At 71.0% G+C, this 25,647-nt stretch carries 24 protein-coding genes; 11 read left to right on the top strand and 13 right to left on the bottom strand.

What is annotated here, in order from left to right; translation table 11 throughout:
* The first annotated feature begins 11 nt into the window (after positions 1–11).
* The 8 genes from AC1DMN_RS06665 to AC1DMN_RS06630 all read left to right on the top strand — a co-directional run bounded on the left by AC1DMN_RS06665 (position 12) and on the right by AC1DMN_RS06630 (position 6,758).
* Positions 12–407, top strand: coding sequence for a cytidine deaminase (locus tag AC1DMN_RS06665; protein WP_440733337.1), 396 nt, complete (start codon positions 12–14; stop codon positions 405–407).
* Positions 404–1,699 carry a thymidine phosphorylase gene (locus AC1DMN_RS06660; protein ID WP_440733336.1) on the top strand — a complete coding sequence of 432 codons (1,296 nt, stop codon included), beginning with the start codon at positions 404–406 and terminating at the stop codon, positions 1,697–1,699. The genes AC1DMN_RS06665 and AC1DMN_RS06660 overlap by 4 nt, the downstream gene beginning before the upstream one ends.
* Before the next feature lie 98 nt (positions 1,700–1,797).
* Positions 1,798–2,913 carry an adenosine deaminase gene (locus tag AC1DMN_RS06655; RefSeq protein ID WP_440733335.1) on the top strand — a complete coding sequence of 372 codons (1,116 nt, stop codon included), beginning with the start codon at positions 1,798–1,800 and terminating at the stop codon, positions 2,911–2,913.
* Positions 2,906–3,784 carry a carbohydrate kinase family protein gene (locus tag AC1DMN_RS06650; protein ID WP_441977230.1) on the top strand — a complete coding sequence of 293 codons (879 nt, stop codon included), beginning with the start codon at positions 2,906–2,908 and terminating at the stop codon, positions 3,782–3,784. The genes AC1DMN_RS06655 and AC1DMN_RS06650 overlap by 8 nt, the downstream gene beginning before the upstream one ends.
* Positions 3,771–4,184, top strand: a complete 414-nt coding sequence (locus AC1DMN_RS06645; protein ID WP_440733333.1) for a DMT family transporter — start codon at positions 3,771–3,773, stop codon at positions 4,182–4,184. The genes AC1DMN_RS06650 and AC1DMN_RS06645 overlap by 14 nt, the downstream gene beginning before the upstream one ends.
* Positions 4,181–4,501 (top strand): DMT family transporter, encoded by a 321-nt coding sequence (locus AC1DMN_RS06640; RefSeq protein ID WP_440733332.1) that lies wholly within the window; start codon positions 4,181–4,183, stop codon positions 4,499–4,501. Before AC1DMN_RS06645 ends, AC1DMN_RS06640 begins: the two co-directional genes overlap by 4 nt.
* Before the next feature lie 39 nt (positions 4,502–4,540).
* Positions 4,541–4,978: a VOC family protein gene (locus AC1DMN_RS06635; RefSeq protein ID WP_477230869.1), complete on the top strand. Its 438-nt coding sequence runs from the start codon at positions 4,541–4,543 to the stop codon at positions 4,976–4,978.
* Positions 4,979–5,090: 112 nt separating this feature from the next.
* Positions 5,091–6,758 carry a serine hydrolase gene (locus tag AC1DMN_RS06630; RefSeq protein WP_477230868.1) on the top strand — a complete coding sequence of 556 codons (1,668 nt, stop codon included), beginning with the start codon at positions 5,091–5,093 and terminating at the stop codon, positions 6,756–6,758.
* A 21-nt stretch (positions 6,759–6,779) separates the two neighbouring features.
* Here the strand turns inward: AC1DMN_RS06630 and AC1DMN_RS06625 are convergent, their stop codons facing one another.
* The 9 genes from AC1DMN_RS06625 to AC1DMN_RS06585 form a co-directional block, all read right to left on the bottom strand.
* A complete protein-coding gene (locus AC1DMN_RS06625) occupies positions 6,780–7,733 on the bottom strand; it encodes an NAD-dependent epimerase/dehydratase family protein (protein ID WP_477230867.1) in 954 nt (317 codons plus the stop codon).
* Positions 7,734–7,833: 100 nt separating this feature from the next.
* Positions 7,834–9,177, bottom strand: coding sequence for a flavin-containing monooxygenase (locus AC1DMN_RS06620; protein WP_477230866.1), 1,344 nt, complete (start codon positions 9,175–9,177; stop codon positions 7,834–7,836).
* 33 nt (positions 9,178–9,210) lie between these two features.
* Complete coding sequence (locus tag AC1DMN_RS06615) at positions 9,211–9,798, bottom strand: GNAT family N-acetyltransferase (RefSeq protein ID WP_477230865.1); 588 nt, start codon at positions 9,796–9,798, stop codon at positions 9,211–9,213.
* 52 nt (positions 9,799–9,850) lie between these two features.
* Positions 9,851–10,999 carry a mannitol-1-phosphate 5-dehydrogenase gene (locus tag AC1DMN_RS06610; RefSeq protein ID WP_477230864.1) on the bottom strand — a complete coding sequence of 383 codons (1,149 nt, stop codon included), beginning with the start codon at positions 10,997–10,999 and terminating at the stop codon, positions 9,851–9,853.
* On the bottom strand, positions 10,999–11,430 hold the full coding sequence (locus tag AC1DMN_RS06605; protein ID WP_441977223.1) for a PTS mannitol transporter subunit IIA: 432 nt from the start codon (positions 11,428–11,430) through the stop codon (positions 10,999–11,001). The genes AC1DMN_RS06610 and AC1DMN_RS06605 overlap by 1 nt, the downstream gene beginning before the upstream one ends.
* A 36-nt stretch (positions 11,431–11,466) precedes the next feature.
* Entirely contained in the window at positions 11,467–13,062 is a 1,596-nt protein-coding gene (locus tag AC1DMN_RS06600; protein WP_477230863.1) for a PTS mannitol transporter subunit IIBC, read from the bottom strand.
* 44 nt (positions 13,063–13,106) lie between these two features.
* The gene (ptsP, locus tag AC1DMN_RS06595) at positions 13,107–14,756 is read right to left on the bottom strand and encodes a phosphoenolpyruvate--protein phosphotransferase (protein ID WP_477230862.1); all 1,650 of its coding nucleotides are present in this window, start codon (positions 14,754–14,756) and stop codon (positions 13,107–13,109) included.
* Positions 14,756–15,037 carry an HPr family phosphocarrier protein gene (locus tag AC1DMN_RS06590; RefSeq protein ID WP_477230861.1) on the bottom strand — a complete coding sequence of 94 codons (282 nt, stop codon included), beginning with the start codon at positions 15,035–15,037 and terminating at the stop codon, positions 14,756–14,758. Before AC1DMN_RS06590 ends, ptsP begins: the two co-directional genes overlap by 1 nt.
* Complete coding sequence (locus AC1DMN_RS06585) at positions 15,034–15,339, bottom strand: PTS sugar transporter subunit IIB (protein ID WP_440733321.1); 306 nt, start codon at positions 15,337–15,339, stop codon at positions 15,034–15,036. Before AC1DMN_RS06585 ends, AC1DMN_RS06590 begins: the two co-directional genes overlap by 4 nt.
* A gap of 161 nt (positions 15,340–15,500) precedes the next feature.
* Between AC1DMN_RS06585 and AC1DMN_RS06580 the strand changes: the two genes are divergently transcribed.
* A complete protein-coding gene (locus tag AC1DMN_RS06580) occupies positions 15,501–17,429 on the top strand; it encodes a BglG family transcription antiterminator (protein ID WP_441977220.1) in 1,929 nt (642 codons plus the stop codon).
* A 38-nt stretch (positions 17,430–17,467) separates the two neighbouring features.
* On the opposite strand, the gene AC1DMN_RS06575 is transcribed toward AC1DMN_RS06580, so the two are convergent.
* Together AC1DMN_RS06575 and AC1DMN_RS06570 are read right to left on the bottom strand one after the other, a co-directional pair.
* Positions 17,468–19,159: a phospho-sugar mutase gene (locus AC1DMN_RS06575; RefSeq protein WP_477230860.1), complete on the bottom strand. Its 1,692-nt coding sequence runs from the start codon at positions 19,157–19,159 to the stop codon at positions 17,468–17,470.
* Positions 19,156–19,986 (bottom strand): purine-nucleoside phosphorylase, encoded by an 831-nt coding sequence (locus AC1DMN_RS06570; RefSeq protein WP_441977219.1) that lies wholly within the window; start codon positions 19,984–19,986, stop codon positions 19,156–19,158. The genes AC1DMN_RS06575 and AC1DMN_RS06570 overlap by 4 nt, the downstream gene beginning before the upstream one ends.
* A gap of 182 nt (positions 19,987–20,168) precedes the next feature.
* On the opposite strand from AC1DMN_RS06570, the gene AC1DMN_RS06565 reads away from it, so the two are divergent.
* Complete coding sequence (locus tag AC1DMN_RS06565; RefSeq protein WP_440733318.1) at positions 20,169–21,608, top strand: NAD(P)H-quinone dehydrogenase; 1,440 nt, start codon at positions 20,169–20,171, stop codon at positions 21,606–21,608.
* A gap of 63 nt (positions 21,609–21,671) precedes the next feature.
* Here AC1DMN_RS06565 and AC1DMN_RS06560 read toward each other — a convergent pair whose 3' ends face one another.
* Both AC1DMN_RS06560 and AC1DMN_RS06555 read right to left on the bottom strand, forming a co-directional pair.
* Positions 21,672–23,441: an acetyl/propionyl/methylcrotonyl-CoA carboxylase subunit alpha gene (locus tag AC1DMN_RS06560; protein WP_440733317.1), complete on the bottom strand. Its 1,770-nt coding sequence runs from the start codon at positions 23,439–23,441 to the stop codon at positions 21,672–21,674.
* Positions 23,442–23,592: 151 nt separating this feature from the next.
* On the bottom strand, positions 23,593–24,252 hold the full coding sequence (locus AC1DMN_RS06555) for a Maf family protein (RefSeq protein ID WP_441977217.1): 660 nt from the start codon (positions 24,250–24,252) through the stop codon (positions 23,593–23,595).
* 73 nt (positions 24,253–24,325) lie between these two features.
* Here AC1DMN_RS06555 and AC1DMN_RS06550 point away from each other — a divergent pair, with 73 nt between their 5' ends.
* Positions 24,326–25,612, top strand: coding sequence for a class I SAM-dependent RNA methyltransferase (locus AC1DMN_RS06550; protein ID WP_441977216.1), 1,287 nt, complete (start codon positions 24,326–24,328; stop codon positions 25,610–25,612).
* Positions 25,613–25,647: the final 35 nt, after the last annotated feature.

Below are 25,647 nucleotides of genomic sequence, written 5' to 3'. Positions count from 1 at the left end.
GAGGGCGTTTCATGGACATCGACTGGGATGAGCTGCGCCGCGTCGCCGACGAAGCACAGCACAAGGCTTACGCGCCGTACTCGCACTACCGCGTGGGCGCTGCCGCGCTCGTCGACGACGGACGGATCGTCTCCGGCTGCAACGTCGAGAACGCCTCCTACGGCGTCACCCTGTGCGCCGAGTGCGCGATGGTGGGCGATCTGTTCATGTCGGGCGGAGGACGCCTCGTCGCGTTCCTCTGCGTGAACGGCGAGGGCGACACGATCATGCCGTGCGGCCGCTGCCGGCAGCTGCTGTACGAGCACTCCGCGCCGGGGATGCTGCTGGAGACGGTGTCCGGGATCAGGACCATCGACGAAGTGCTGCCCGACGCGTTCGGGCCGAGAGATCTGGAGAACGTCCGATGAGTGCGGTCGAGCCTTTCGACGCGGTGGATGTCATCCGTGCCAAGCGCGACGGCGGGACCGTGCCCGAGCCGGCACTGCGCTGGATGGTCGACGCCTACACGCGCGGCTACGTCACGGATCCGCAGATGGCCTCGTTCGCGATGGCGGTCTTCCAGCGCGGCATGGAGCGCGACGAGATCCGCGTGCTCACCGACGCCATGATCGCGTCCGGGGAGCGGATGAGCTTCGCCGCCCTCGGCAAGAAGACCGTCGACAAGCACTCCACGGGCGGCGTGGGAGACAAGATCACGCTCCCGCTGGCCCCGCTCGTGGCCTGCTTCGGCGTGGCGGTGCCGCAGCTGAGCGGCCGTGGGCTCGGCCACACCGGCGGCACCCTGGACAAGCTCGAATCGATCCCCGGCTGGCGTGCCGCACTCAGCAACGAGGAGATGTTCGCGCAGCTGCAGGGTGACGTGGGCGCGGTGATCTGCGCGGCCGGATCCGGTCTCGCTCCCGCCGACAAGAAGCTCTACGCGCTGCGCGACGTCACCGGCACGGTCGAGGCGATCCCGCTGATCGCCTCGAGCATCATGTCCAAGAAGATCGCCGAGGGCACCGACGCGCTGGTGCTGGACGTGAAGTTCGGATCCGGCGCCTTCATGCAGGACATCGATCGCGCTCGCGAACTCGCCCGCACCATGGTGGCGCTCGGCACCGACTCCGGTGTGCAGACCACCGCGCTCCTCACGGACATGAACGTGCCGCTGGGCCTCGCGATCGGCAATGCGAACGAGGTCCGCGAATCGGTCGAGGTGCTCGCCGGAGGCGGCCCCGCGGACATCCGCGAGCTCACGATCGCGCTCGCCCGGGAGATGCTGGCGCTCAGCGGACAGCCCGACGCCGACGTGGAGAAGGCGCTGGACGACGGCCGCGCGATGGACTCGTGGAAGGCCATGATCCGGGCGCAGGACGGCGACCCCGATGCGGCTCTGCCGACCGCACGCGAGACGCACACCGTGACCGCCGCATCGGACGGATTCGTGACCCGCATGGACGCGCTGCCGTTCGGCATCGGCGCCTGGCGCCTGGGAGCGGGCCGCGCCCGCGCGGAGGACGCGGTGGTGTTCGCCGCGGGCATCGACCTGCACGTGAAGCCCGGCGATGCCGTGCGCGCCGGCGACCCGGTGTTCACGCTGTCCGCCGACGACGCGGCGCGGTTCGACCGTGCGCTGGAGGCGGTGGACGGCGCGTGGGAGATCGGCGCAGAGCACATCGAGCGCGCGCCCCTCGTGCGCGAGCGCATCACGGCCTAGGCTGATTCCGGGCGCGGCGTCTGCGCGGCGCCCTGTCCGGTTCCTCTCGGAACATCCCTGACGATTCCCATCGATCGACCGCTGAGGAAGGATCTGTCATGCCCATCGACGCGAACGGCGACCTGGAGGTCGAGGGTCTGTCCCTTCGGAGCCTCCCCAAGGTCTCGCTGCACGATCACCTCGACGGCGGAGTGCGCCCCGCCACGATCATCGAGCTCGCTGACGCGGCGGGGATCGAACTGCCGCACACCGACCCGACCGGGCTCGCGATGTGGTTCCGCACCCAGGCGTCGGCCGGATCCCTGGTCGATTACCTGAAGACGTTCGACGTCTCCCTCTCCGTGATGCAGAGCGCGGAGAACCTGCGCCGCATCTCGCGCGAGTTCGTCGAGGACCTGGTGCGCGACGGCGTCGTGTACGGCGAGGTGCGCTGGGCGCCCGAGCTGCACCTCGCGAACGGACTCAGCCTGCAGCAGGCGGTCGACGCCGTGCAGGACGGCATCGACGAGGCGGAGGACGCCGCGGAGAGCCGCGGCAAGAGCATCCGGGTGGGACAGCTGCTCTCCGCGATGCGTCAGACCGAGCGTGTGCGCGAGATCGCCGAACTCGCCGTCGCCAACAGGGATCGCGGCGTGGTCGGCTTCGACACCGCGGGCCCCGAGGCGGGGTACCCGTCCTCGCGCTACCGGGAGACCTTCGAGTACCTGGCCGGGCAGATGTTCCCCACGACCGTGCACGCGGGCGAGGCTGCGGGACCGGACTCGATCCGCTCCGCGCTGGTCGACGGCCGCGCGCTGCGCCTCGGTCACGGCGTGCGGATCGCCGAGGATCTGGAGATCGTCAACCGCGACGGCGAGGAGGTGCAGGTCCGCTTCGGCGATCTGGCGCGCTGGGTGCGCGACCGGGAGATTCCGCTCGAGCTCTCGCCGTCGTCCAACCTGCAGACCGGCGCGATCGCCGCCTGGGGGACCGAGTTCGCGGACCATCCGTTCGATCTGCTCTACCAGCTGGGCTTCGCGGTGACCGTGAACGTCGACAACCGCACGATGAGCGCGACCTCGCTGACGCGGGAGATGGCGCTGCTCGTCGACGCGTTCGGCTACGACCTCGAGGACCTCGAGTCCTTCCAGTTCAACGCCGCCGCCGGTGCGTTCCTCCCCGTCGAGGAGCGGGAGGAGCTGGTCGAGCTGATCGCCGAGGGCTTCGATGAGTGAAGCCCCCGATGCGGGGCGGGTCGCCGTCGTCGGGGCGGTGTCGTGGAACACGATCGTGCTGCTGGACCGGCTGCCGGAGCCGACGCCGCACATGCAGTTCGCGGAGGCGGACTGGCAGACGGTCGGCGGAACGAGCGCCGGCAAGGCGCTGAGTCTGCACGGACTCGGGCGCGCCGTGTCCCTGCGCGCGCGGGTCGGCCGCGACGCGGCGGGACTGCGGATCCGCGATGCGCTCGGAAGAGCCGGGGTGCCCCTGCTGGGCCTCCGCGAGGCCACCGTCTCCGAACGCCATCTGAACCTCATGACGGATGCCGGCGAGCGGGTCTCGGTGTTCCTGTCATCGCCCGAGCTCGCCCCGGGGTGGGAGGACCTCGCCGGCGATGAGCCCGCGCTCGCCGGCGCCGCCGCGATCGTGCTCGACCTCTCCGCCGAGGGGCTCGCCGCGATCGACGAGGCGCGCACGGCCGGGGCCCCGATCTGGGTCGATCTGCACGACTACGACGGAACCGCGACGTTCCACCGGCCATTCGTCGCCGCTGCGGACGTGATCTTCTGCAACGCCGACCGGCTTTCGGATCCCGAGGGCTTCCTGCGCGACTGCATCGACGCGGGGGCCTCCCTCGCCGTCTGCACGCTCGGGGCCGACGGCGCGATCGCCGTCGACGGCGAAGGCGCGCTGCATCGCGTGGCGGCGGTGCCGGTCGACGTCGTCGACACCAATGGCGCCGGCGATGCCTTCTTCGCCGGCGTGCTCGATGCGACGCTGGCGGGCCATGCGGTGGACGACGCGCTGGCGGCCGGCGCCGCGAACGCCGCGCGGACGCTGCGCTCCCGGCATCTGCACCCGCTGCTCGACGATGTCCTCGCCTGAGCCGGCGGGCCAGGCCCCTGATGCCGGGGCCGGTGGTCGTCACCTGCCCAGCGCCTGGCCGCCCCTGCTGCTCGCGATCGTGTTGGAGGTCAGTGCGACGCTCAGCCTGCGAGCGGTGTCGACGGGCGGATCCTGGTGGTGGCTGTGCGTGGTCGTGCTCGGGTACGGCGGGTCGTTCTGGCTGCTCGGGATCGTGCTCACCCGCGGCATGCCCGTGGGCGTGGCCTACGGCATCTGGTCCGCGATCGGCGTGGCGCTCACCGCGCTCGCTGCGGCGGCGCTGTTCGCCGAGGCGCTGAGCCCGCTCTCCCTCGTCGGGCTCGGGGTGATCATCGCCGGCGTGCTGCTCGCCGAGTTGGGCACCAGGCACGCCCGCGGAGATACCGGGAGCGCCTCATGACCTGGCTGCTGCTGCTCGGCGCGATCGCCTCCGAAGTGACCGCCACCCTGAGCCTGCGCGCCTCCGAGGGCTTCCGCCGCCGTCGCCACATCCCGGCCATCGTCCTGGGCTACCTGGCCTCTTACGTGCTGCTGGGTGCGGTGCTGGCGCTGGGCATGCCGGTCGGCATCGCGTACGCGGTCTGGGCGGCGCTCGGCGTCGCCGCCACCGCCGTCCTCGGGCGCGTCCTGTTCCGCGATCACATCTCGGTCATGACCGCGATCGGTCTCGCCGTGATCGTCGGCGGCGTGATCCTGGTCGAAGCCGGCGCGCACTGACGCCGGGGCCCACGGACCGGGCGGCGTAGAGTGCGAGGCATGGCCATCCGCATGGACAACGTCGGCATCGCCGTCCGGGACCTCGAAGCGACCATCTCCTTCTTCACCGACCTCGGCCTCACCGTGCTGGGACGCGACACCGTCTCGGGCGAATGGGCAGACATCGCCGTCGGGCTCGACGGCAATCACGCGAGGATCGCGGTGCTGCAGACGCCGGACGGGAACGGGCGCGTGGAGCTGTTCGAGTACATCCGCCCCGACGCGATCGAGACCGAGCCGACGCTCCCGAACGAGATCGGCATGCACCGCATTGCGTTCGCCGTCGACGACATCGACGAGGCGCTCGCGATCGCCGCCCGGCACGGCTGCTTCCCGCTGCGGGGCGTGGCGAACTATCAGGACGTGTACAAGCTGACCTACCTCCGCGGACCCAGCGGCATCCTGGTGATGTTCGCCCAGGACCTGCGGGCATCCTGACAAGTGGCGGAAGTCGACGGGAACGAATCGGTCTCAGCACGCGGTGACATCTTGCCCCGCGTGTTCCGCGCTCGCTAGCCTCACCGAGGGGGGTCGCGAGAAGAGGAGCGGCATGGCGCCCGCAAGGAACAGGACCGGTGCTGCGCGCCGGGGATCGCCGTTGATCGCCGCCTCGGTGACACTGCTGATGGTCGGTGCCGTGGCGGGGTGCTCGGCGCCGCCGCAGGGCGGACAGCCGGTGCACGTGCAGACCGGGGCGGCGCCGAACCAGGACGTGATGCCGCTGTACACCGATCGCGCGACCGCCGTCGCCGCCGCACTGAAGAAGCTCCCGGCGCACGTCGCCGACGCGCTCAAGCGCACCGGTGTCCCCGGCGCCACGGTCGCCGTGGTCTCGAAGGGGAAGACCGTGTATGAGGGGGCGTTCGGAGTGCGTGACAAGCGCACCGGAGCCCCGGTCGACGTCAACACACTGTTCATGATCGCGTCGATGTCGAAGCCGATCTCGGCCACGATCGTCGCGCGGGCGATGACCGAGGATCCGAGCATCACCTGGAGCACCCCGATCAAGGATCTGATGCCGTCTATGACGTTCAACGATCCGTACGTCACGGCGAACGCGACGATCGGCGACGCCTTCGCGCACCGCACCGGCATCCCGACCGGCGGCGGCGACGAGCTCGAAGATCTCGGCTTCGACCGCGACTACATCCTGGCGCACCTGAACCAGATCCCGCTCGCGCCCTTCCGCACGACGTACCAGTACTCGAATTTCGGGCTCACCACCGGCGCGGTGGCCGTCGCCGCCTCCCGGCACGAGACCTGGGAGCAGACGGCGAAGGAGCTGCTGTTCGACCCGCTCGGGATGACCTCCACCACCTCCTCGCATGCCGAGTTCCTCGCCACGCGCGACCGGGCCGTGCAGCACGCGCGGATCGGGGCGGGCGACTTCGAGCCGCTGTTCGACCGCGACCCCGATGCGGAGGCGCCGGCCGGCGGCGTGGCGTCGACGGCGGGGGACGTGGCCAAGTGGATGGCGGTGGTCCTGGACGACGGCAAACTCGCCGGAAAGGACTTCATCGATCCCGCGCCGCTCACCCAGGCGTTCTCGGCGCAGATCGTGAACTCCCGGAACAGCGCGCTCGACCAGCGGCCCGGGCACTACGGATTCGGCAGCAACGTCGGGTCGGGCGCCGGCGGACGGGTCGTGCTGAGCCACTCCGGCGGGTTCGAGCTCGGTACCGCGACCGCCGAGGCGATGGTCCCGGATCTCGACCTGGGCATCGTCGTGCTCACGAACGGGGCGCCCATCGGCGTGCCGGAGGCGGTGAACCAGCAGTTCCTCGACGATGTGCTCTACGGGGCGCAAACGCGCGACTGGGTGAAGGCGTACGGTGGCGTCTTCGCGCATTACAACGCTCCTGTCGGCGACCTGGCCGGCGAGAAGCCGCCGGCCGGCGCTGCGCCGCAGGCACCGGACGCCGACTATGTCGGCACCTACACGAGCCCGTACCTCGGCACCCTCACGATCACGTCCTCCGGCGGAAAGCTGCACGGGGCGATGGGGCCCACGGGCGGTTACACGTTCGACATCGACCCGTGGGACGGAGACACCCTGTCGTTCGCGCCGACAGGGGAGGGCGCGCCTCCGGGATCCCTCTCCTCGGCCGTGTTCACGCGTGCGGGCGGGGCCGTGCACGGCGTGACGCTGGCGTACTTCGACAAGTTCGCGCAGGTGCCGCAGCCGTCGGGCCTCGGGGTGTTCACGAAGACCGGCTGAAGGGCCGCCGCGTGGCGACGGTCAGCCGGTGTGCACGACGTCCGGGTGCGTGCGCAGGTACTCCTCGAACGCCTCGGCCGAGGTGAGTCGCGGCGTGTAGCCGAACTCGTGCTTCAGGCGATCGTTGCGCAGCACCGGCCGGTATCGCAGGAAGCGGATCTTCTCCGGACCGTGCTGCGTCAGGCGCAGGGCGCCGCCGACCGCGAGGGCTATCGCCAGAAGCGGCGCCGGGATCGTCAGCAGCGGCTTGCGCAGCCGACGAGCGATCTGCGGCACGGTCAGAGCCCCGTCGCCCGCCACGTTGTAGATGCCGGCGGGCCCGTCGCCCAGCGCCGCACGCACCATCGCCGCGGCCACGTCGTCGACCCAGACGAACACGAAGGGGGAGTCGGATCCGGCGATGTGCAGGATCCGCTTCGCATCCCACAGTGCCGTGATCTGGTTGCGCACGGTGGGTCCCAGGATCGTGCCGATCCGGAAGACGACCTGCTCCAGCGCCGGATGCGTGGTGCGCGCAGCCGCGAGCATCTCCTCGACCATGCGCTTGTGCCGCGAATAGGGGAACTCGTCGTTGCCGCGCAGCGCGTCGGTCTCGTCGATCCAGTCCGGATTGTCGGGATGGTACCCGTACGCGGCGCCCGAACTCGAGACCACGAGGCGGCGCACACCGGACTCCACGCATGCGGCCAGCACATTGGAGGAGCCCTGGACGTCGACGCGGAACTCGCCCTGCACGTCGCGGCCGGGGTTGACGATCGCGGCGAGGTGCACGACCGTGTCGACGCGATGCCGGCGCAGCAGCTCGGGCAGCCCGAGCGGATCCGTGACGTCCACGGAGACCGAGACGACACCGGGCACCTCGGATTCGCGGAGGTCGCCGCAGATCACGACGTCGACATCGGGGTGGTCGGTGAGGAGGCTGGTGACCCTGGTGCCGAGGAAGCCGGCGCCGCCGGTGACCATGACGCGTCTCATCACTCTCCTGCCCGGACGGCTCTGCGGGAGTCATCGCCGGTGCGCGATCCCGTGCGGCGCGTGGTGTGCATGCCCCAGAGCGTAGCGACACATTCGAAGGTCATCGCCTTGCTCTCCCCGATGCCGTCGGCGCCGGGCCGTCGGCCAGGGCGGCCTTCTCGGTGCGCACGGCGCGCCGGTAGGCGTCCTTATTGACGTAATACGACATGCGCGCGAGTCCGAGGTAGCGGTATCCGCCGGTGAGGTCGGGCCAGGAGCCGGTCGCGACCCGCTCCCGGAACGCCGCAGCGCGGGCCGGATCCGCGCTCTCCGCGGCGAGGTACGCGGCGATCAGCTCGGCCTGCTCGTAGCGGCCCTGCCAGCCGATGCCGCTGGCCTCGATCATGCCCATCATGTACAGGCCGTTGAACGACGGCGGGAACACGTTCAGGAACAGCCGGGGCGAGGCACCCGTCCAGTTCAGGTGCTCCCGGTCGACGAACGGGTAGTCCAGGGCGTAGCCGGTCGCGAGCAGGACGAGGTCGTAGTCGCCTGCCGTGCCGTCGCGAAAGCGCACGGTGCGTCCGTCGAACCGATCGACGTCTGCGCGGATCCGCAGATCGCCCTGACCGAGATGGTTCAGCACGAGGGTGTTCACGATGGGGTGCGACTCGTAGATGCGGTAGTCGGGCTTGGGGAAGCCGAAGCGCACGGGGTCGCCGGTGAACGCCCGCAGCACCCGGGAGTCGATCGCCTGCTTGAGGCGTGCCGGCAGCGGCCTGCCCTGGTTGAGGGTGTCGCTGGGGCGGCCGAAGAGGTAGCGCGGCACGAAGTAGTAGCCGCGACGCACGCTCATGTCGACGCCGGCCGCGTGGTGCACGGCGTCCACCGCGATGTCGCAGCCGGAGTTGCCGGCGCCGATGATGAGCACCCGCCTGCCGGCGAGTTGCGCCGGATCCTTGTAGGCGCTGGTGTGCATGATCTCGCCCGTGAACTCTCCGGGGAAGGCCGGGACGTTCGGTGCGGCGAGCGTGCCGTTCGCGAGGATGACGCCGTCGTGGCGCCGGACGACGGACTCGGTCCCGCCGTCGTCGCCCCGTGCCGTGGCGTGCAGGATCCAGCCGTCGCCGTCGCGCTCTAGTCGGTCCGCCCTGATGCCGAACCGGAACCGCTCACGCAACCCGAAGGCGTCGGCGTACTCGTCGAAGTACCGCTTGAGCACGCGATGGCCGGGGTAGTCGACGTCGCTGTCCATCGGGAATTCGGTGAACTCCGTCGTGGTGCGTGACGAGATCAGGTGCGCCGAGGAGTACACCGTGCTGCGAGGGTTCGTGATGTCCCAGAGCCCGCCGACGCCATGCGAGGCCTCGTATCCTGTGGCGTCGATGCCGGTCTTCTGCAGCGCGCGCATCACGGCGAGTCCGGAGGGGCCGGCGCCGATCACGGCATATGACTTCGTCGTCATGCTCTCCTCATTCGCGCGCGGCGTGCCGGGTGCTCAGCGCCGACGATCGAGCCGCGCGTCGAGGCTGTTACGGACCGCGGGCCACTCGTGGGGAAGGATCGAGTACACCACCGTGTCGCGGAAGGCGCCGTCGGCCCCGATGCGGTGGTTGCGCAGGATCCCGTCCAGCTTCGCCCCGAGCCGCTCGATCGCCGCGCGGGACTGCCGGTTGTGGAAGTGCGTGCAGAACTGCACGCGGATCGCGTCGCAGTGCTCGAAGGCGTGCCCCAGCAGCAGGCGCTTGGCGGAGGGGTTCACGGCCGTGCCGTGCACCTCGGGCGACAGCCACGTGTAGCCGATCTCGACGGTGCGGTTCGGCTGGTCGATGTCGCAGAACGTCGTCATGCCGACCGCGCGCCCGGTGTCCAGCCGCACGATCGCGAACGGGTTCATGGCGCCCTCGGCGGCCAGCGCGCGGCGACGGGCGATCTCCGTGGGCACGCCTTCGGCGGACGGAACGGAGGTATACCAGCGGTCCTCGAGCCCTGCGGTCGCGGCGGCGAGATCGTCGGCGTGCTCGGGGGCGAGCGGCTCCAGTCGGACGAAGTCGTTCTCGAGGGTGACGGCGGCGAGGAAGTCCATGGCTCGAGCGTATCCGGCGGCGAGATCTGTCCCGGACCGCAGGGCGCTGTTGCTACCGGTCCTGGTGACGGGCGACCTCGTCGCGCACGGCTGCGAACAACGGATGCCCGGCGTCGAGACCGGTCACCTCGACGGTGAAAGCGTCGGCGTCCAGGGTGCGCAGCAGCTCCTGCAGCCGAACGGCCTCCTCGTCCTCGGGCGCGTCGAAGGAGAGCGCGGCGCCGACCGCGGCGACGAGCGCCGCCGTGCCGAGGCCGCGCTCGGCGGCCTGTGCCGCCGGGCCGATGAACCGCTCGTGCCGGGAGAGCTTGCGCAGCGGCTGCCGGCCGACCCGGCGCACCGTATCGGGGAGGAGGGGGTTGCGGAACCGGTCCAGGATCTTCGCGCGGTACTCGGCGAGCTCGGCCGGATCCAGCCCGTGCACCGCGGACAGCACGCTCGACGTCTCCTGCAGCGCCGCATCGACGGCCGCTGCGGTCGCGGGATCCTCGAGTGCCTCGGCGATCGTGATCGCGCCGGCGCGCTCGCCGAAGTACGCGGTCGCGGCGTGACCCGTGTTGACGGTGAACAGTTTGCGCTCGATGTACGGGGCGAGATCGGCCACGAGATGGGCGCCCGGGATGTGCGGCGGGTCGTCGCCGAACGGCCCGCTCTCGATGGCCCACTCGAAGTAGGGCTCGACCGTCACGTCCACGCCCTGACCGGGCGCCTGCGCCGGGACGATCCTGTCGACGGCGGTGTTCGCGAAGACCGCGCGGGCGAGGAGGGCGGGTGCGTCCTCGCCCGCCGCGGTGGCGATCTCCGTGCGCAGCAGATCGGTGGCGCCGATCGCGTTCTCGCACGCCATGATCTGCAGCGGAGCCCGGCCCGCATCGCGCAGTCGCAGCCCCGACACGATCGTCGGCGCTACGAACCGCAGTACGGTCACCCCGACCGCGGTCGTGACGACGTCGGCGGTCGCGACGGCGGAGGCCGCCGCCTCGGGATCGGTGCGGCTGTCGACCGCACGGTAGCCCGTGACGACGTGGTCGACGCCCCCGGGACCCGCCTCGTGCACGGTGTACTCCGGCGCCGCGTTGATCGCGTTCACGAGATCGGCGGCCACGTCCGAGAACACCAGGTCGTACCCGCCCTCGTGCAGCAGCAGGCCGACGAAGCCGCGGCCAATGTTGCCCGCGCCGAAGTGCACCGCGACGGGCATCAGCCGTTCACCTCCGCGAGCATGCCGTACAGCTCTTCTGCGGACCCTGCGGCGGTGAGGCGGGCGACGTCATCCTCGTCGGAGAACAGGATCGCGATCTGCGACAGGATCTCCAGGTGCTCGTCGCCGCGCCCGGCGATGCCGATCACGAACGTCGCGGGGTCTCCTGCCCAGTCCACGCCGCCGTCGTAGCGCACGACGCAGAGCGCGGAGGCGAGGATCTCGTTCTTGGCCTCGTTCGTGCCGTGCGGGATGGCGAGTCCATTGCCCATGTACGTCGACACGGTCTGCTCGCGCTGCCGCATGGCGTCGAGGTAGGCGGGCGTCACCGCGCCGGCCGCGACCAGGAGGCCCGCCGCCTCCTGCAGCGCCTCCTCCTGGGTGGCGGAACCGGTGTGGATACGGACGCGATCGGGGGTCAGGATGCTCATCTCGGGATTCCTCTCGTTCGGTTCTCGCGGTCGGGATCAGGCGTCGCCGTCGTGCTGCTTGCGGACGAGCTCGACGACCTCGTCGTACTTCGGCGAGTTCATGAAGTTGTCGACGGAGACGTGCGTCGCATCGCCGTTGCGCGCCCTGGCGCGGTCGGTCAGCTGCTGCTGGGTGACGATGAGGTCCTCCGTGCCGTCGAGGTTCGCGATGGCCTTGTTCGCGACATCGACGTCGGCGATGCCGGCCTTCTTGAACTTGTTGCGCAGCACGCTCGCGCCCATCGCGGAGGAGCCCATGCCGGCGTCGCACGCGAAGACGATGGTGGAGATCCGGCGATTCGTGGCGACGGCGGACGGCGCGGACGCGGTCTGCTGGCGCAGTCCCGCGAGCGCTGCCGACTCCTTGCCCTTGTTCGCCTCGGTCTGCGCGATCGCCGCGGCGAGATCGCCGGCGCCCTCGGTGGCGAGATCACGACGACGGGTGCGCAGCAGGAACACGGCCGAGACCAGGAACGAGACCGTGGCCGCGAGCACGACGGACAGATACACGACGAGCAGATTCCCGACCCCGGCCGGAGCGGCGGCGAGCGTGACGGCGATGATCGATCCCGGTGCGGCGGGGAACTTCAGACCGCCGCCGAAGATCGCGTTCGTCGCCACGCCGGTCATGCCTCCGGCGATCGCGGCCACGAGCAGGATCGGCTTCATGAGCACGTACGGGAAGTAGATCTCGTGGATGCCGCCGAAGAACTGGATGATGATCGCGCCCGGCGCGGTCGCCTTCGCCTCGCCGATGCCGAAGAAGGTGAAGGCCAGCAGGATGCCGAGTCCCGGGCCGGGGTTCGCCTCGATGAGGAACAGGATCGACTTCCCGGCCTGGCTCGCCTGCTGGATCCCCAGCGGCGTGAACACACCGTGGTTGATCGCGTTGTTCAGGAACAGCACCTTGGCGGGCTCGACGATGATCGAGAGCAGGGGGAGCAGGCCGTTCGCGACCAGCCAGGCCACGATCGTTCCGAGGAACGCGCTGACCGCGGAGATCACGGGACCGAATCCGAAGAAGCCGGCGATTGCGAGGATCATGCCGAGGATGCCCGCCGAGAAGTTGTTCACGAGCATCTCGAATCCGGGCCGGATCTTGCCGTCCCAGAGCCGGTCCATCTGCTTGGTGATCCAGCCGGCCAGCGGCCCCATGATCATCGCGCCGAGGAACATCGGGATCGTGGTGCCCACGATCACGCCCATGGTCGCGATCGTGGCGACCACGCCGCCGCGCTCGCGGTAGACCATCCGTCCGCCGGTGTTGGCGATCAGCAGCGGCAGCAGGTAGGTGATCATCGGCCCCACCAGACCCACGTACTGGCTGAACGTCTTGCCGTCGGGATCCTGCGCGAGGGTGGTCATCGCATGCTGCCAGCCAACCTTGCTGACGTCTCCGAATCCACCGAGCATGTCGGCGACGGGATGCCAGTTGCCCAGCCAGCCCACGGCGATGAAGAACGAGGTGATGAAGCCCCACGCGATGAACGCGGGGATGTTCGGCATGATCATGCCGGAGAGGAAGGTGCCGAAGCGCTGGACCGCGACGCGCGCGGATCCCGGCTGCTTGGCAGTTGTTGACGTCGTCGTCATGATGTGACTTTCTGTGTGTGTGGGGGGATTGCTGCGGGAGGGGTTCAGCCTGCGGCGTGAGCGGCCGCACGAGCGGATGTCGCGTCGTCCGCGGCCAGGGCGGCTGCGGCGATGCGCCGGGCGTCGTCGAGCGTCCGCTCTGCCAGGGCGCGGCGGACATCGGCGAGTGCCGAGGGCGCCATCGACAGGGATCCGACGCCGAGGCCGACGAGCACCACGGCGAGCAGGGGGTCGGCGGCGGCCTCGCCGCAGACCCCGACGGGCTTTCCGAGCTCGCGGCCGGCGCGGCCGACCTCGGCGACGAGGCGCAGTACGGCAGGGTGCCAGGGATCCTGGAACGAGGCCACGGAGCCGAGCAGGCGATCGGCGGCCATCGTGTACTGCGTCAGGTCGTTCGTCCCGATGGAGGCGAAGTCCGCGTGGGCGAGCAGACGGTCGGCGAGGAGCGCGGAGGAGGGGACCTCGACCATGATGCCAGCGGTGCGAAGGCCGTACTCGCGGGCGAGCGCCGTGAAGTACGCGGTCTCCTCGACAGTCGCGACCATCGGGGCCATGACCCAGAGATCCGCCTCGGTCTCGGCGTCCGCCTCCGCGAGGGCGGTCAGCTGCTCGCGCAGGATGTCCTCGCTGGCGCGGAGTGCGCGAAGCCCCCTGAGGCCGAGGGCCGGGTTCTCCTCGTGCGCGTCGTTGAGGAAGGGCAGAGGCTTGTCCGCACCTGCATCGAGCACGCGCACGACGACCTTGCGACCCGGGAAGGCCGCGAGGAGCTCGCGGTAGGCCTCTCGCTGCACCGATACGGTGGGCGCGTGCGTCGCCGAGAGGAACAGGAACTCGGTGCGGAACAGGCCGACCCCCTCCGCGCCCCTGGCCGCAGCGTCCACGGCGTCGCCGGGCTTTCCGAGGTTCGCGAGCAGTGCGATCGGGGTGCCGTCGGCGAGTGCGCCGGGCGAGGCCGGTGCAGCATCCACGGCCTTCCGCTCGGCCGCGCGCTCGGCGGCGCGCGCGAGCTCCTCGGCACTCGGGCCGGTGACCACCGTGCCCGCCGCGGCATCCACGATCACCGTCTCGTCGTCGGCGAGGGAGACCGCGTCGACCGCACCGACGAGGGCGACGATGCCCTTCTCGCGGGCCAGGATCGCGGTGTGCGAGGTCGGGCCGCCATCCGTCGTGATGAGCGCGAGCACCTGGTCCAGGTCAAGCAGCGCCGTATCGGCAGGGGCGAGGTCGCGCGCGACGAGGACGAAGGGGTGACCGGGTTCCGGGACGCCGGGGGCCGGGACCCCGCGCAGGCGCGCCAGAACGCGCTGGGCGATGTCGTCGAGGTCGGCGGCGCGTTCGCCGAGGTAGCCGCCGACAGCCTCGAGCGAGGCGCGGAAGCCCGCGAACGCATCGTGCACGGCCCACTCGGCAGTGGCTCCTGCAGCGACCCGCTCCTCGACCTCGTCGGCGAGCGTCGGATCCTCGGCGATCATCGCCTGCGCCTCGAGAACCTCGCGCGCGGTGCCGTCGACGGCCTCGGCGCGCCGGTTCAGATCGGCGGCGACGTACGAGATCGCCTCTGCGACCCTGGCGCGCTCGACCTCGGCGCCGACGCCGCTCGGCGTGTTCTCCGGGGCGGGCAGGGGCTCGGCCATCCGTCGGACGGGGCCCGTCGCGACGCCCTGGCCGATCCCGACCCCGCGGAGGATGGCCATCAGACCGTGCCCTCGTCGTGGTCGGTGACGAGCAGCTCGGCGAGCCTGTCGAGGGCGGCCTCCGCGCCATCGCCTTCGGCGGAGAGGGTGGCATAGTCGCCCTGCTCGAGGCCGAGTGCGATGACGCCGAGGATGCTGGCGGCGTTGACCGCTTTGCCGGCGTCTTTCGCGATCGTCACCGGAATGCCGGTCTCCTTCGCGGCCTGCGCGAAGATCTTCGCGGGACGGGCGTGCAGCCCGTGTGAGGAGCCGATGCGGACGGTGCGGGACAGAGCGGTCATGGCGTTCCTTTCGGTGCGGAGTCGGCGGCGACCACGAACGCGTGGATGCGGCTGCCGTCGAGGTCGGTGAAGGCGTCCTCGGGAAGCACGACGACCCGGGCGCGGGGCGCCCTCCGGCCGATCTCCTCCGCGAGCGCGGCGATGTGAGGTCCCAGCAGGATGAGGTCGGCGAACGGATCCGCGCCGTCGACGGGCGCCGCGGCGACCTCCCAACCGGAGCCCGCGGCGAGTGCCGCGCGGCGGAGTCGTGCGGCCACGAAGGTACTGGATGCACCCGCGCCGCAGATGACCTGGATCCTCATCGATTCGTTCCTCCTGCCGTCATTGTTCGACGCGGGCTAGAACCGCCGCCACCAGGATCTCTTCCGCCCGGGCGGAACGAGGGCACCCGAGCCCGACGGTCCCGATGCTGGCATCATGAGGATGACCGTGCGGTGCGCGGGGGACGGTGAAGGGACAACGGGTGTCTACTCGACGGCAGGACCGGCTGCTGAGTGTGCTGCTGCGCGAGGACTCGTGGATGACCGGTCCGAGATTGGCCGATCTGCTCGGCGTCACGCCCCGCAGCATCCGCGCGTACGTGACCGCCCTCAATGCGCGTGTGCCGGACGGCGATGCCGTCATCTCGGGTGCGGCGGGCTACCGTGCCGGCGCCTCGGCGCGGGCTGCACTCGCCGCCAAGGCGGGGGCGGACTCGACGCCGCGGGCGCGGTTGCATGGACTGGTCCGCGCGCTGCTCGACGACGAGGCCGGGATCGACGTCTTCGACACCGCCGATCGTCTGCACGTCAGCGAGGCGACGCTCGAGGCCGACCTGGTCCGGGTCCGCTCGCTGCTGGAGGGGACGCGCCTGACCCTGGAGCGCGACAGGGACGTCGTGCGGCTGCGGGGTGCGGAGCGCGACCAGCGCCGGCTGCTGAGCAGGCTCGCGCACGACGAGATGGACGCGGCGGACTTCCCGGTGGACCCGTTCCGCCTCGCGCTCGCCGGGGGCGCCATCCCGCCGGAGTCGGTGGCCCCCTTCAAGGACGCGCTGGTCGCGGCGCTGGGCGGACTCGGCTACTACGTCAACGAGCTTGCGATCGCGGATGTGCTGCTGCACATCGCCATCGCCGCGGATCGCGTCGCCTCGGGTCGTGAGCTGGAGGGGGCGGACCGCGCGGACGCCGCCGATTCCGCGATGGGGACCGTCTCGGACGCGATCCAGAGGCTGTCGCGTGAACAGCTCGGGATCGCGCTGGGCGCGGGGGATCTCACGCACCTCGCCCGCCTCGTGCTCACCCGGATCGTCACGCCGGGCGGCGCGGATCTGGCGAATCTCGCGCGCGCAGGGCTCGACGCGGAGGTCGAGGCGGCGGTGCGCGCCGAGGTCGTGCAGGCGTCGTCGGACTATCAGGTGGACCTGGTGGACGACGCGTTCATCCTGCGCCTCGCCCTGCACGTGCAGAACCTGCTCCGGCGCGCGCAGGAGGAGTCGCGTGCGCGCAACCCCCTGACCCGGTCGTTGAAGGCGGCGTACCCGATGATCTTCGACGTCGCCGTCTCGGTGGTCAGCGGGCTGCAGGAACGACTCGGACTCCGTGCCGACGACGACGAGATCGCATACGTGGCGATGCACATCGGCGGCCGGCTGGAGCGCAGTCGCCGGGCGGAGACCCTCCTGACGGCAACGATCGTCTGTCCCGGCTACTACGAGCTGCACGAGGTGCTGCGCTCCCGCGTCGACCACTCGCTCGGTCAGGGGATCGAGGTGGTGCGGGTGATCACGGCGGTGGATCCGCGTGAATCCGAGATCGACAGCGATCTGGTGCTCAGCACCGTTCCGCTCCCGGCGGCGGCCGATCGGGTGGTGCTGATCCAGCCGTTCCTCACGGAGACCGATGTGGAGCGCGTGCAGCAGGCGGCCGCGCGGCTGCGGCGCGCGCGTCGGCTGGCGCGCCTCCGCGAAGAGCTGTCCCGCTACTTCTCCGAGGATGCATATGTGCATCCTCTGCCGGACACCGGAGAGGAGGCGATCATCCGGCTGTTGGGCGGCCGGCTGGTCGATGCGGGCCTGATCGGCGAGGACTACATCGAGAACACGATCCAGCGGGAGAGGCTCTCATCGACCGCGTTCAGCGATGCGCTCGCGGTTCCCCACGCCCTGCAGATGACCGCGCAGCGCACCGCGATCGCGGTCGGCGTCGCCGCGGGCTCGGTCGCATGGGGGAGCGGGCGGGTGCAGGTCGTCGCGCTCGCCGCGTTCAGCGAGCAGGACCGCGACGCGTTCCAGACCGTGTTCGAGCAACTCGTCGAGGTGTTCGGCGAGGGCGACAGCGTGCAGCGGATCGTCCGAAGGGGAGGGTCTTTCGCGGGCTTCCTGGATGAGCTCGTCGCGGTGATCGACGGCTGAACCGATATCGGCGTTCAGCCGTCGACCACCGAGCGCGGTCAGCTGAGCCGGGCCAGCAGGTCGCGGATCGCGGCATCGAGACCCGCCACCGCGTCGCGGGCGGCATCGGCGGAGTCCGCCCGAGCGTCGATGTAGACCTTGAGCTTGGGCTCGGTGCCGCTCGGGCGCACGATCACGCGGGAGCCGTCGGCAAGGCGGTAGCGCAGCACATCGCCGGCGGGAGCGCCCTCGGCGGCCGTGAGGAGGTCCTCGACCGACGAGATCGCGGTCTCGCCGAAGGCGGTGGGCGGATCCTGCCGCAGCGCGGCCATGATCCGGCCGATCACGGCGACGTCATCGACGCGGATCGAGACCTGACCGCTGGCGTAATGACCCACCTCGGCCGCCACCTCCTCCAGCAGGTCGGCGAGTGTCGCCTCGCGTCCGCGCGCCTCCGCGGCGAGGCCGAGCAGAGCCACCGCGGCGGAGATGCCGTCCTTGTCGCGCACCGTCTCGGGGTTCACGAGGTAGCCCAGGGCCTCCTCGTAGCCGAACGCGATGCCCGGGGCGCGCGAGATCCACTTGAAACCGGTGAGCGTCTCGTGGAAGTCCAGTCCGTAGTGCGCCGCGACCGCGCCGAGTGCGGGGGAGGACACGAGCGAGCACGCCAGTGATGTCCCCGGGGCGGCCGGACCCTCCGCCGTGGCGGCGCGAGCGGCACGCCAGCCCAGCAGCAGACCGACTTCGTTGCCGGTGAGGCGGCGCCAGCCGCCCTCGGCAGCCGGGTCCGGGATGCCGACGGCCAGCCGGTCCGCATCGGGGTCGTTCGCGATCACGAGCTCGGCGCCCAGCGTGCGCGCCTTCGCGAACGCGAGGTCCATGGCGCCGGGCTCCTCCGGGTTGGGGAAGGAGACCGTGCGGAACGTCGGATCAGGATCGCGCTGTTCGCTCACGGTCCACGGCGCCGGGTAGCCCGCTTCGCCGATGATGCGGGAGAACGTCTCCCAGCCCACCCCGTGCATCGCGGTGTAGACCCAGCGCAGTCCCGCGGTGCCGACCGGAGCAGGGGCCACCGCGGCGGTCGCGGCGACGTACGCGTCGAGGATCCCCTCACCGGCGGTCTCGTATGCCGTGGAGCGCGGGATGCTCAGGGCATCGCCTCGATCCGCCACCTGCTGGATGTGCGCGGCGATCTCGGCGTCGGCCGGCGAGACGATCTGCGAGCCCTGGTCCGCGCCGCCGAGGTAGACCTTGTAGCCGTTGTCATTGGGGGGATTGTGGCTCGCGGTCACCATGACACCGGCGTCGGCGCCGAGGTGGCGCACGGCGAACGCGAGCACCGGGGTCGGCAGCAAGCGTGGCAGCAGGATCGCGCGCAGCCCTGCGCCGGCGAAGATCTCGGCCGAGTCCTTCGCGAAGACGCGCGAGTTCTTGCGTCCGTCGTACCCGATCACGACGGTGGGTGCCGTGCCGGGCGCCTTTTCCCGCAGATACGCGGCGAAGCCGGCGGCGGCCTGCGCCACGAGCACGCGGTTCATCCGGTTGGAGCCCGCGGCGAGCTCGCCGCGCAGGCCCGCGGTGCCGAATGCGAGACGCGCCGAGAAGCGGTCGGCGAGGTCGCCGAGCGCCGCCTCGTCACCGGATCCGGCACGCGTGATCAGGCCGGCCAGCTCGTCGCGGGTCTCCGGATCCGGATCCTGGCGCAGCCAGGCGCGCGCCTGCGTGAGCAGCGCCGCCTCCTGCCCGCTCACAGCGCCCCGATCACGCGGGCCAGCAGATCCGAGATGACGGGCTCGGCCTCGCGGCCCGCCTCGATCACCTCGGCATGGCTGAGCGGGGTCTTCTGGATGCCGGCGGCGAGGTTGGTGATGAGCGAGAAGCCGAGGATCTCCATGCCGGCCTGCCGCGCGGCGATCGCCTCGAGCGCGGTGGACATGCCGACGATGTGGCCACCGATGGTCTTCGCCATCTGCACCTCGGCCGGGGTCTCGTAGTGCGGGCCGCGGAACTGCGTGTAGACGCCCTCGTCCAGGCTCGGATCGATCGTGCGGGCGAGGTCGCGCAGCCGCGCGCTGTACAGATCCGTGAGGTCGATGAAGGTCGCGCCCTCGAGCGGCGAGTCGGCGGTGAGGTTGAGGTGGTCGCTGATCAGCACCGGCTGCCCCGGCTTCCAGGTCTCGCGGATGCCGCCGGCGCCGTTGGTGAGCACCATGGTCTTCGCCCCGGTGGCGGCGGCGGTGCGCACGCTGTGCACGACCCGGCGCACGCCATGGCCTTCGTAGTAATGCGTGCGTGCGCCGATCACGAGCACGTTCTTGCCGCCCGGGGTGACGATGCTGCGGAGGGTCCCGACGTGCCCCTCGAGCGCGGGCTTGGAGAAGCCCGTGACCTCGGTGGCGGGGATGGTGGCGATCGTCTCGCCGATCAGCTCGGCGGCCTTGCCCCAGCCGGATCCGAGCGTGACGGCGATGTCGTGGCGTTCGACTCCCGTAAGCCGGTGGATGTCGGAGGCGGCCTCTGCAGCGATCGCGAAGGGGTCGGCACTCGGGTCGTCGAGGGGGTGGTTCCAGTCAGCCATGAGAACGAGGATACGGCCCCGTGCGCTGCCCGAGCGAGGTGAGCGCGGAAGAGCGGGAGCCGCGCTCTCGGGTGCTCAGGGTCTCCGACGGCGCGGAACGAGAGGCGAACGGCGTCGGAACGCTCACCCCGTGCGGGACAGGCTGATCCCGGCGGCGCGGCGGATGCGGAAGAATGGAACCCATGACCTTGATGTTCGAGCGCTCTCAGCGTGTGGCCGTCCTCGGCGGCGGTCCCGGCGGTTACGAGGCGGCGCTCGCCGCAGCACAGCTCGGTGCGGAAGTGACGCTCGTGGAGCGGGTCGGCGTGGGCGGATCCGCGGTGCTCACCGACGTGGTCCCCTCCAAGAGCCTGATCGCCACCGCTGACGCGGCCGTCGCGATCAGCGAGGCCAGCGACCTCGGGGTGCAGTTCTACGCGAAGGGCGCGGAGGGCAAGCCGCTCAAGCCGCAGGTCGCGATCAACCTCGCCGCCGTGAACAAGCGGCTGATGGCGCTCGCCGGGCAGCAGTCCGAGGACATGCGCACGACGCTGCTCGACGCCGGCGTGACGATCCTGTCGGGCCACGGCCGCCTGGACGGCCCGAACGCGATCGTCGTCTCCACCTCGGTCGACGGCACGGAGTTCGACCGCATCGAGGCCGACACCCTCATCGTCGCCGTGGGCGCTGCACCGCGCGAGCTCGATTCCGCCAAGCCCGACGGCGAGCGGATCCTCACCTGGACGCAGCTGTACGACATGAAGACGCTGCCCGAGCACCTCATCGTGGTCGGATCGGGCGTCACGGGTGCCGAGTTCGCATCGGCGTACATGAACCTGGGCGCCAAGGTCACCCTGATCTCCAGCCGCGACCAGGTGCTGCCGGGCGAGGACCAGGACGCGGCGCACGTGCTCGAGAAGGTCTTCAAGCGCGGCGGCATGCAGGTGCTGTCCAAGTCCCGTGCCGACAAGGTCGAGCGCACCGCGAACGGTGTCACCGTGACGCTGTCGGACGGTCGCACCGTCGACGGCAGCCACTGCCTCATGGCTGTCGGATCCATTCCGAACACCGCGGGCATCGGCCTGGAGGACGTGGGGGTCGAGCTCACCGAATCGGGTCATATCCGGGTCAACCGGGTGGCGCGCACCTCGGTCTCCAACATCTACGCCGTGGGCGACTGCACCAACTTCTTCCCGCTCGCCTCGGTCGCCTCGATGCAGGGCCGCACCGCGGTGTTCCACGCACTCGGCGACATCGTGATCCCGCTGGAGAAGCTCAAGATCACCGCGAACATCTTCACCGCGCCGGAGATCGCCACGATCGGCTTCTCCGAGAAGGACATCGAGGACGGCGTGGCCGACGGCATCGCCTACAAGCTGCCGCTCGCCGCGAACCCGCGCGCCAAGATGCAGGGGATCCGCGACGGCTTCGTGAAGATCATCGCGCGCAAGGGATCCGGCACCGTGATCGGCGCCGTGATCGTCGCGCCGCGCGCCTCCGAGCTGATCTACCCGCTCGCGATCGCCGTCGAGCGCCGTCTCAACGTCGACCAGGTTTCCCGCGTGTTCGCGGCGTACCCGTCCATCACGAGCAGCATCACCGACGCCACCCGCGCGATGCACCAGGTCTACATCGCGAAGTGATCCCGACGCGAAGAAGCGGCGCCCCCTTCCGGGGAGCGCCGCTTCTTCGTTCTGCGGATCTGATCAGCTGATCGTGAGGAGCTGGTGTCCGGCCGACACGGTCGCACCGGCGTCGGCGTTGATGTTGCCGATGACGCCGTCCTTGTGCGCCTGCAGCGGCTGCTCCATCTTCATCGCCTCGAGCACGACCACGAGGTCGCCCTTGACGACCTGCTGGCCCTCCTCGACGGCTACCTTGACGACCGTGGCCTGCATGGGCGACTTCACCGCATCGCCCGAGGCGCCGGCGTTCACGGTCTTGGCGTGGCTGCGCCGCGACGGCGGCACCGCGGCCGGGCGTCCGCCCGTGCCCACGACGGAGGCGGCGACGCGGTCGGGCAGGCTCACCTCGAGGCGCTTGCCGGCGACCTCGACGACGACCGTGTGGCGGCCCTTCGGCTCGGCCGCGGCCTCGAGCTCGCCATCCCACGCCGGGATGTCGTTGACGAACTCCGTCTCGATCCAGCGCGTGTAGACGCCGAAGCGGCCGTCCTCGGCGGTGAAGGCGGGGTCGTTCACGACCTTGCGGTGGAAGGGCAGCACGGTCGGCAGGCCCGAGACCTCGAACTCGTCGAGCGCGCGACGCGAGCGCTCCAGTGCTTCAGCGCGGTCCTTGCCGGTCACGATGATCTTCGCGAGCAGCGAGTCGAACGCGCCGGAGACGACGTCGCCCGCGGTCACGCCGGAGTCGAGGCGGATGCCGGGACCGCCGAAGGTCTTGAACACGTGCACGGGCCCCGGCTGCGGCAGGAAGCCCCGGCCGGGGTCCTCGCCGTTGATCCGGAACTCGATCGAGTGGCCCTGAGGGGTCGGGTCGTCGTAGTCGATGGTGCCGCCGGCCGCGATGCGGAACTGCTCACGGACGAGGTCGATCCCGGTGACCTCCTCGGAGACCGGGTGCTCCACCTGCAGGCGGGTGTTCACCTCGAGGAACGAGACCGTGCCGTCGGCGCCGATGAGGAACTCGCACGTGCCGGCGCCGACGTAGCCGACCTCCTTGAGGATCGCCTTGGACGCGGAGTACAGCAGCGCGTTCTGCTCGTCCGTGAGGAAGGGCGCGGGCGCCTCCTCGACGAGCTTCTGGTGCCGGCGCTGCAGGGAGCAGTCGCGGGTCGAGATGACGACGACGTTGCCTTCGGCGTCGGCGAGGCACTGGGTCTCGACGTGCCGGGGCTTGTCGAGGTACTTCTCCACGAAGCACTCGCCGCGCCCGAAGGCGGCGACGGCTTCGCGGGTCGCGGATTCGAACAGTTCCGCGACCTCGTCGAGCTCGCGCGCGACCTTGAGGCCGCGTCCGCCGCCGCCGTACGCCGCCTTGATCGCGATGGGCAGACCCACCTGCTCGGCGAACGCGACGACCTCGGCGGCCGTCTCGACCGGACCGGGGGTGCCGGGGGCGAGGGGGGCGCCGACCTTCTCCGCGACGTGGCGCGCGGTGACCTTGTCGCCCAGCGCCTCGATCGCCTCCGGCGAGGGACCGATCCAGACCATGCCTGCGCCGATCACGGCACGGGCGAACTCGGCGTTCTCGGCGAGGAAGCCGTAGCCGGGGTGCACCGCGTCGGCGCCGGCGCGGCGGGCCACCGAGAGGATCTTGTCGATCTGCAGGTAGGTGTCGGCGCTCGTGGAGCCGTCGAGGGCGTAGGCCTCGTCGGCGAGCCGGGTGTGCATGGCGTCCCGGTCCTGGTCCGCGTAGACGGCGACGGAGGAGAGACCGGAGTCGCGCGCGGCGCGGATGATGCGGACGGCGATCTCGCCGCGGTTGGCGACGAGCACCTTGGCGATGGCAGGCATGATTGCCAGCCTATCGACACGGCCGCCGATATTTTTGACGACTCTCCACAAGAATCGGCGCGGAACGCGTCTCGGATCCTACGAACCGGATCCGTCCGAGACGGAGCCTCGGATCCGCCGCGGACGGAGTCACGCGGAGGCGCGGACGGAGTCACGCGGAGGGCGGCACCGCGTTCCACAGATCGGTCCAGCGGATCCCGAGCCGTCCGATGAGGTGGCGCAGCGTCGACAGCGACATGCCGACGACCGTGGACGGGTCGCCGTCCACCCGCTCGATGAAGGCGCCACCGAGGCTGTCGACCGTGAAGGCGCCCGCGACCAGCAGCGGCTCCCCGGTGGCGACGTACCGCTCGATCTCCGCGTCGTCGACGTCGGCGGCGAACGTGACGGCGGCCTCCGCGACCCCGTAGGCCTCTTCGGCGCGCTCGCCCGGGCGCACCAGGAAGACGCTGTGCCCCGAGTGCAGCACGCCGGTGCGGCCGCGCATCGCGTGCCAGCGCGCGATCGCGCGCTCCGGCGTGTGCGGTTTGCCGTGCACATCGCCGTCGAGCTCGAACATGGAGTCGCCGCCGATCACGATGCCCTCGAAATCGGGATGCTCATCGTGGATGCGTGCGGCCACCTCGGCCGCCTTCGCACGTCCCAGCAGCAGCACGACCTCCTCGGGGGACAGGCGCCGGCCGAGCCGCTCCGCTTCCGCGGCGGCGACCGCATCCTCGTCGACATCGGGGCTCATGCTCAACGGCTCGATGCCGCTCTGCCGGAGAAGAGCGAGCCGAGCGGGCGAGGTGGAGGCGAGGCACACGCGCATGAGACCACGCTAGCGGTGCGCCGGATCGGGATCCGACGGCGGGCCGGTCGCGGAGGTCTGGGATGATCGAGAGGTGACCGACCCTTCGACAGGCTCAGGGACCGCAGCGTCCGAGGGCGCCCTTCTCGATCTCGACGTGACCGCCATCGCCCACGGCGGCGTCTTCATCGCCCGGCATGAGGGGCGCGTGGTGTTCGTCTCGGACGCGATCCCCGGAGAACGGGTGCGCGCGCGTCTGACCGACCCTTCGAGCGGTTCAGGGACCGCCGACTCGCGCTCGTTCTGGCGCGCCGAGACGATCGAGGTGCTCGAGCCGTCCCAGCACCGGCGCCCGCACGTGTGGGCGGAGGCCGACGTGTCGCGCGCCCCCGAGCAGCGCCCGGGCGGCGCCGACCTCGGGCACATCGCGATCGCGCACCAGCGCGTGCTGAAGCGCCAGGTGCTGCAGGAGGCGCTGGATCGGTTCGCCGGCGGGGGGATCGAAGCGCCCGAGGTCGCGGGTACCGGAACCGACGAGAACTGGCGCACGCGGGTCACCCTGCACGTCGATGACCAGGGACGGGTCGGTCCGTTCGCGGCGCGCAGCCACCGGGTGGTGCCGGTCGCCGAGCACGTGCTCGCCCGACCCGCGATCGACGCGGCGGCACGTGAGCTGCGCGGGCTCCCCGAGGGCCGGATCGAGCTCATCGAGCCCGCCGACGGCGAAGTGCGCCGCGTGCTCCGCGCCGAGGTCGAGCGCGTCGCGCACGGCCGGCGGGGCCGGCGCGGGCCGAGGCGCCCGGCGCCGGAGACCATCGTCGAGCGGGTCGGCGAGCGCTCCTTCACGCTCGATGCCGACGGCTTCTGGCAGATCCATCCGGCTGCGGCGGCGCTCCTCGACGGGGCCGTCGCCGAGCTGCTCGCCGGGCACGTCGATCCCGACTCGGCGCACCTCGACCTGTATGGCGGCGTCGGCCTGTTCTCTGCCACCCTGGCGCGACTCGGCGCGCACCGGATCACCACCGTCGAATCCTCTCCTCGCGCGACCCGGCACGCGGCCGCGAACCTGCGCGACCTCGGCGTGCAGGCGGTCACCGCGCGCGTGGATGGATTCCTGCGTGCGGGCGACGCGGGGTCGCAGGGCGTCGCTGGAGGCGCCGTGATCCTGGATCCGCCCCGCTCGGGGGCCGGACGCGCGGTCGTGGAGGATGTCGCCGCGCTGGATCCGGCGGCCATCGCCTACGTCGCCTGCGACCCGGTCGCACTCGCCAGGGACCTCGCCACGTTCCGTGCTCTCGGGTTCGAGCCGCGCGCGCTGCGCGCCTTCGACCTGTTCCCGCATTCGCACCATCTGGAGACGGTGGCGCTTCTCACGCGGTGAGCCGTCTCGGCGCGATGTCGTCGAGCGCACGATGG

The organism is Microbacterium sp. 01T413_2 (assembly GCF_056398985.1).
The sequence above is the reverse complement of the archived record's forward strand: the minus strand, read 5'-3'. Positions and strand labels throughout refer to the sequence as shown.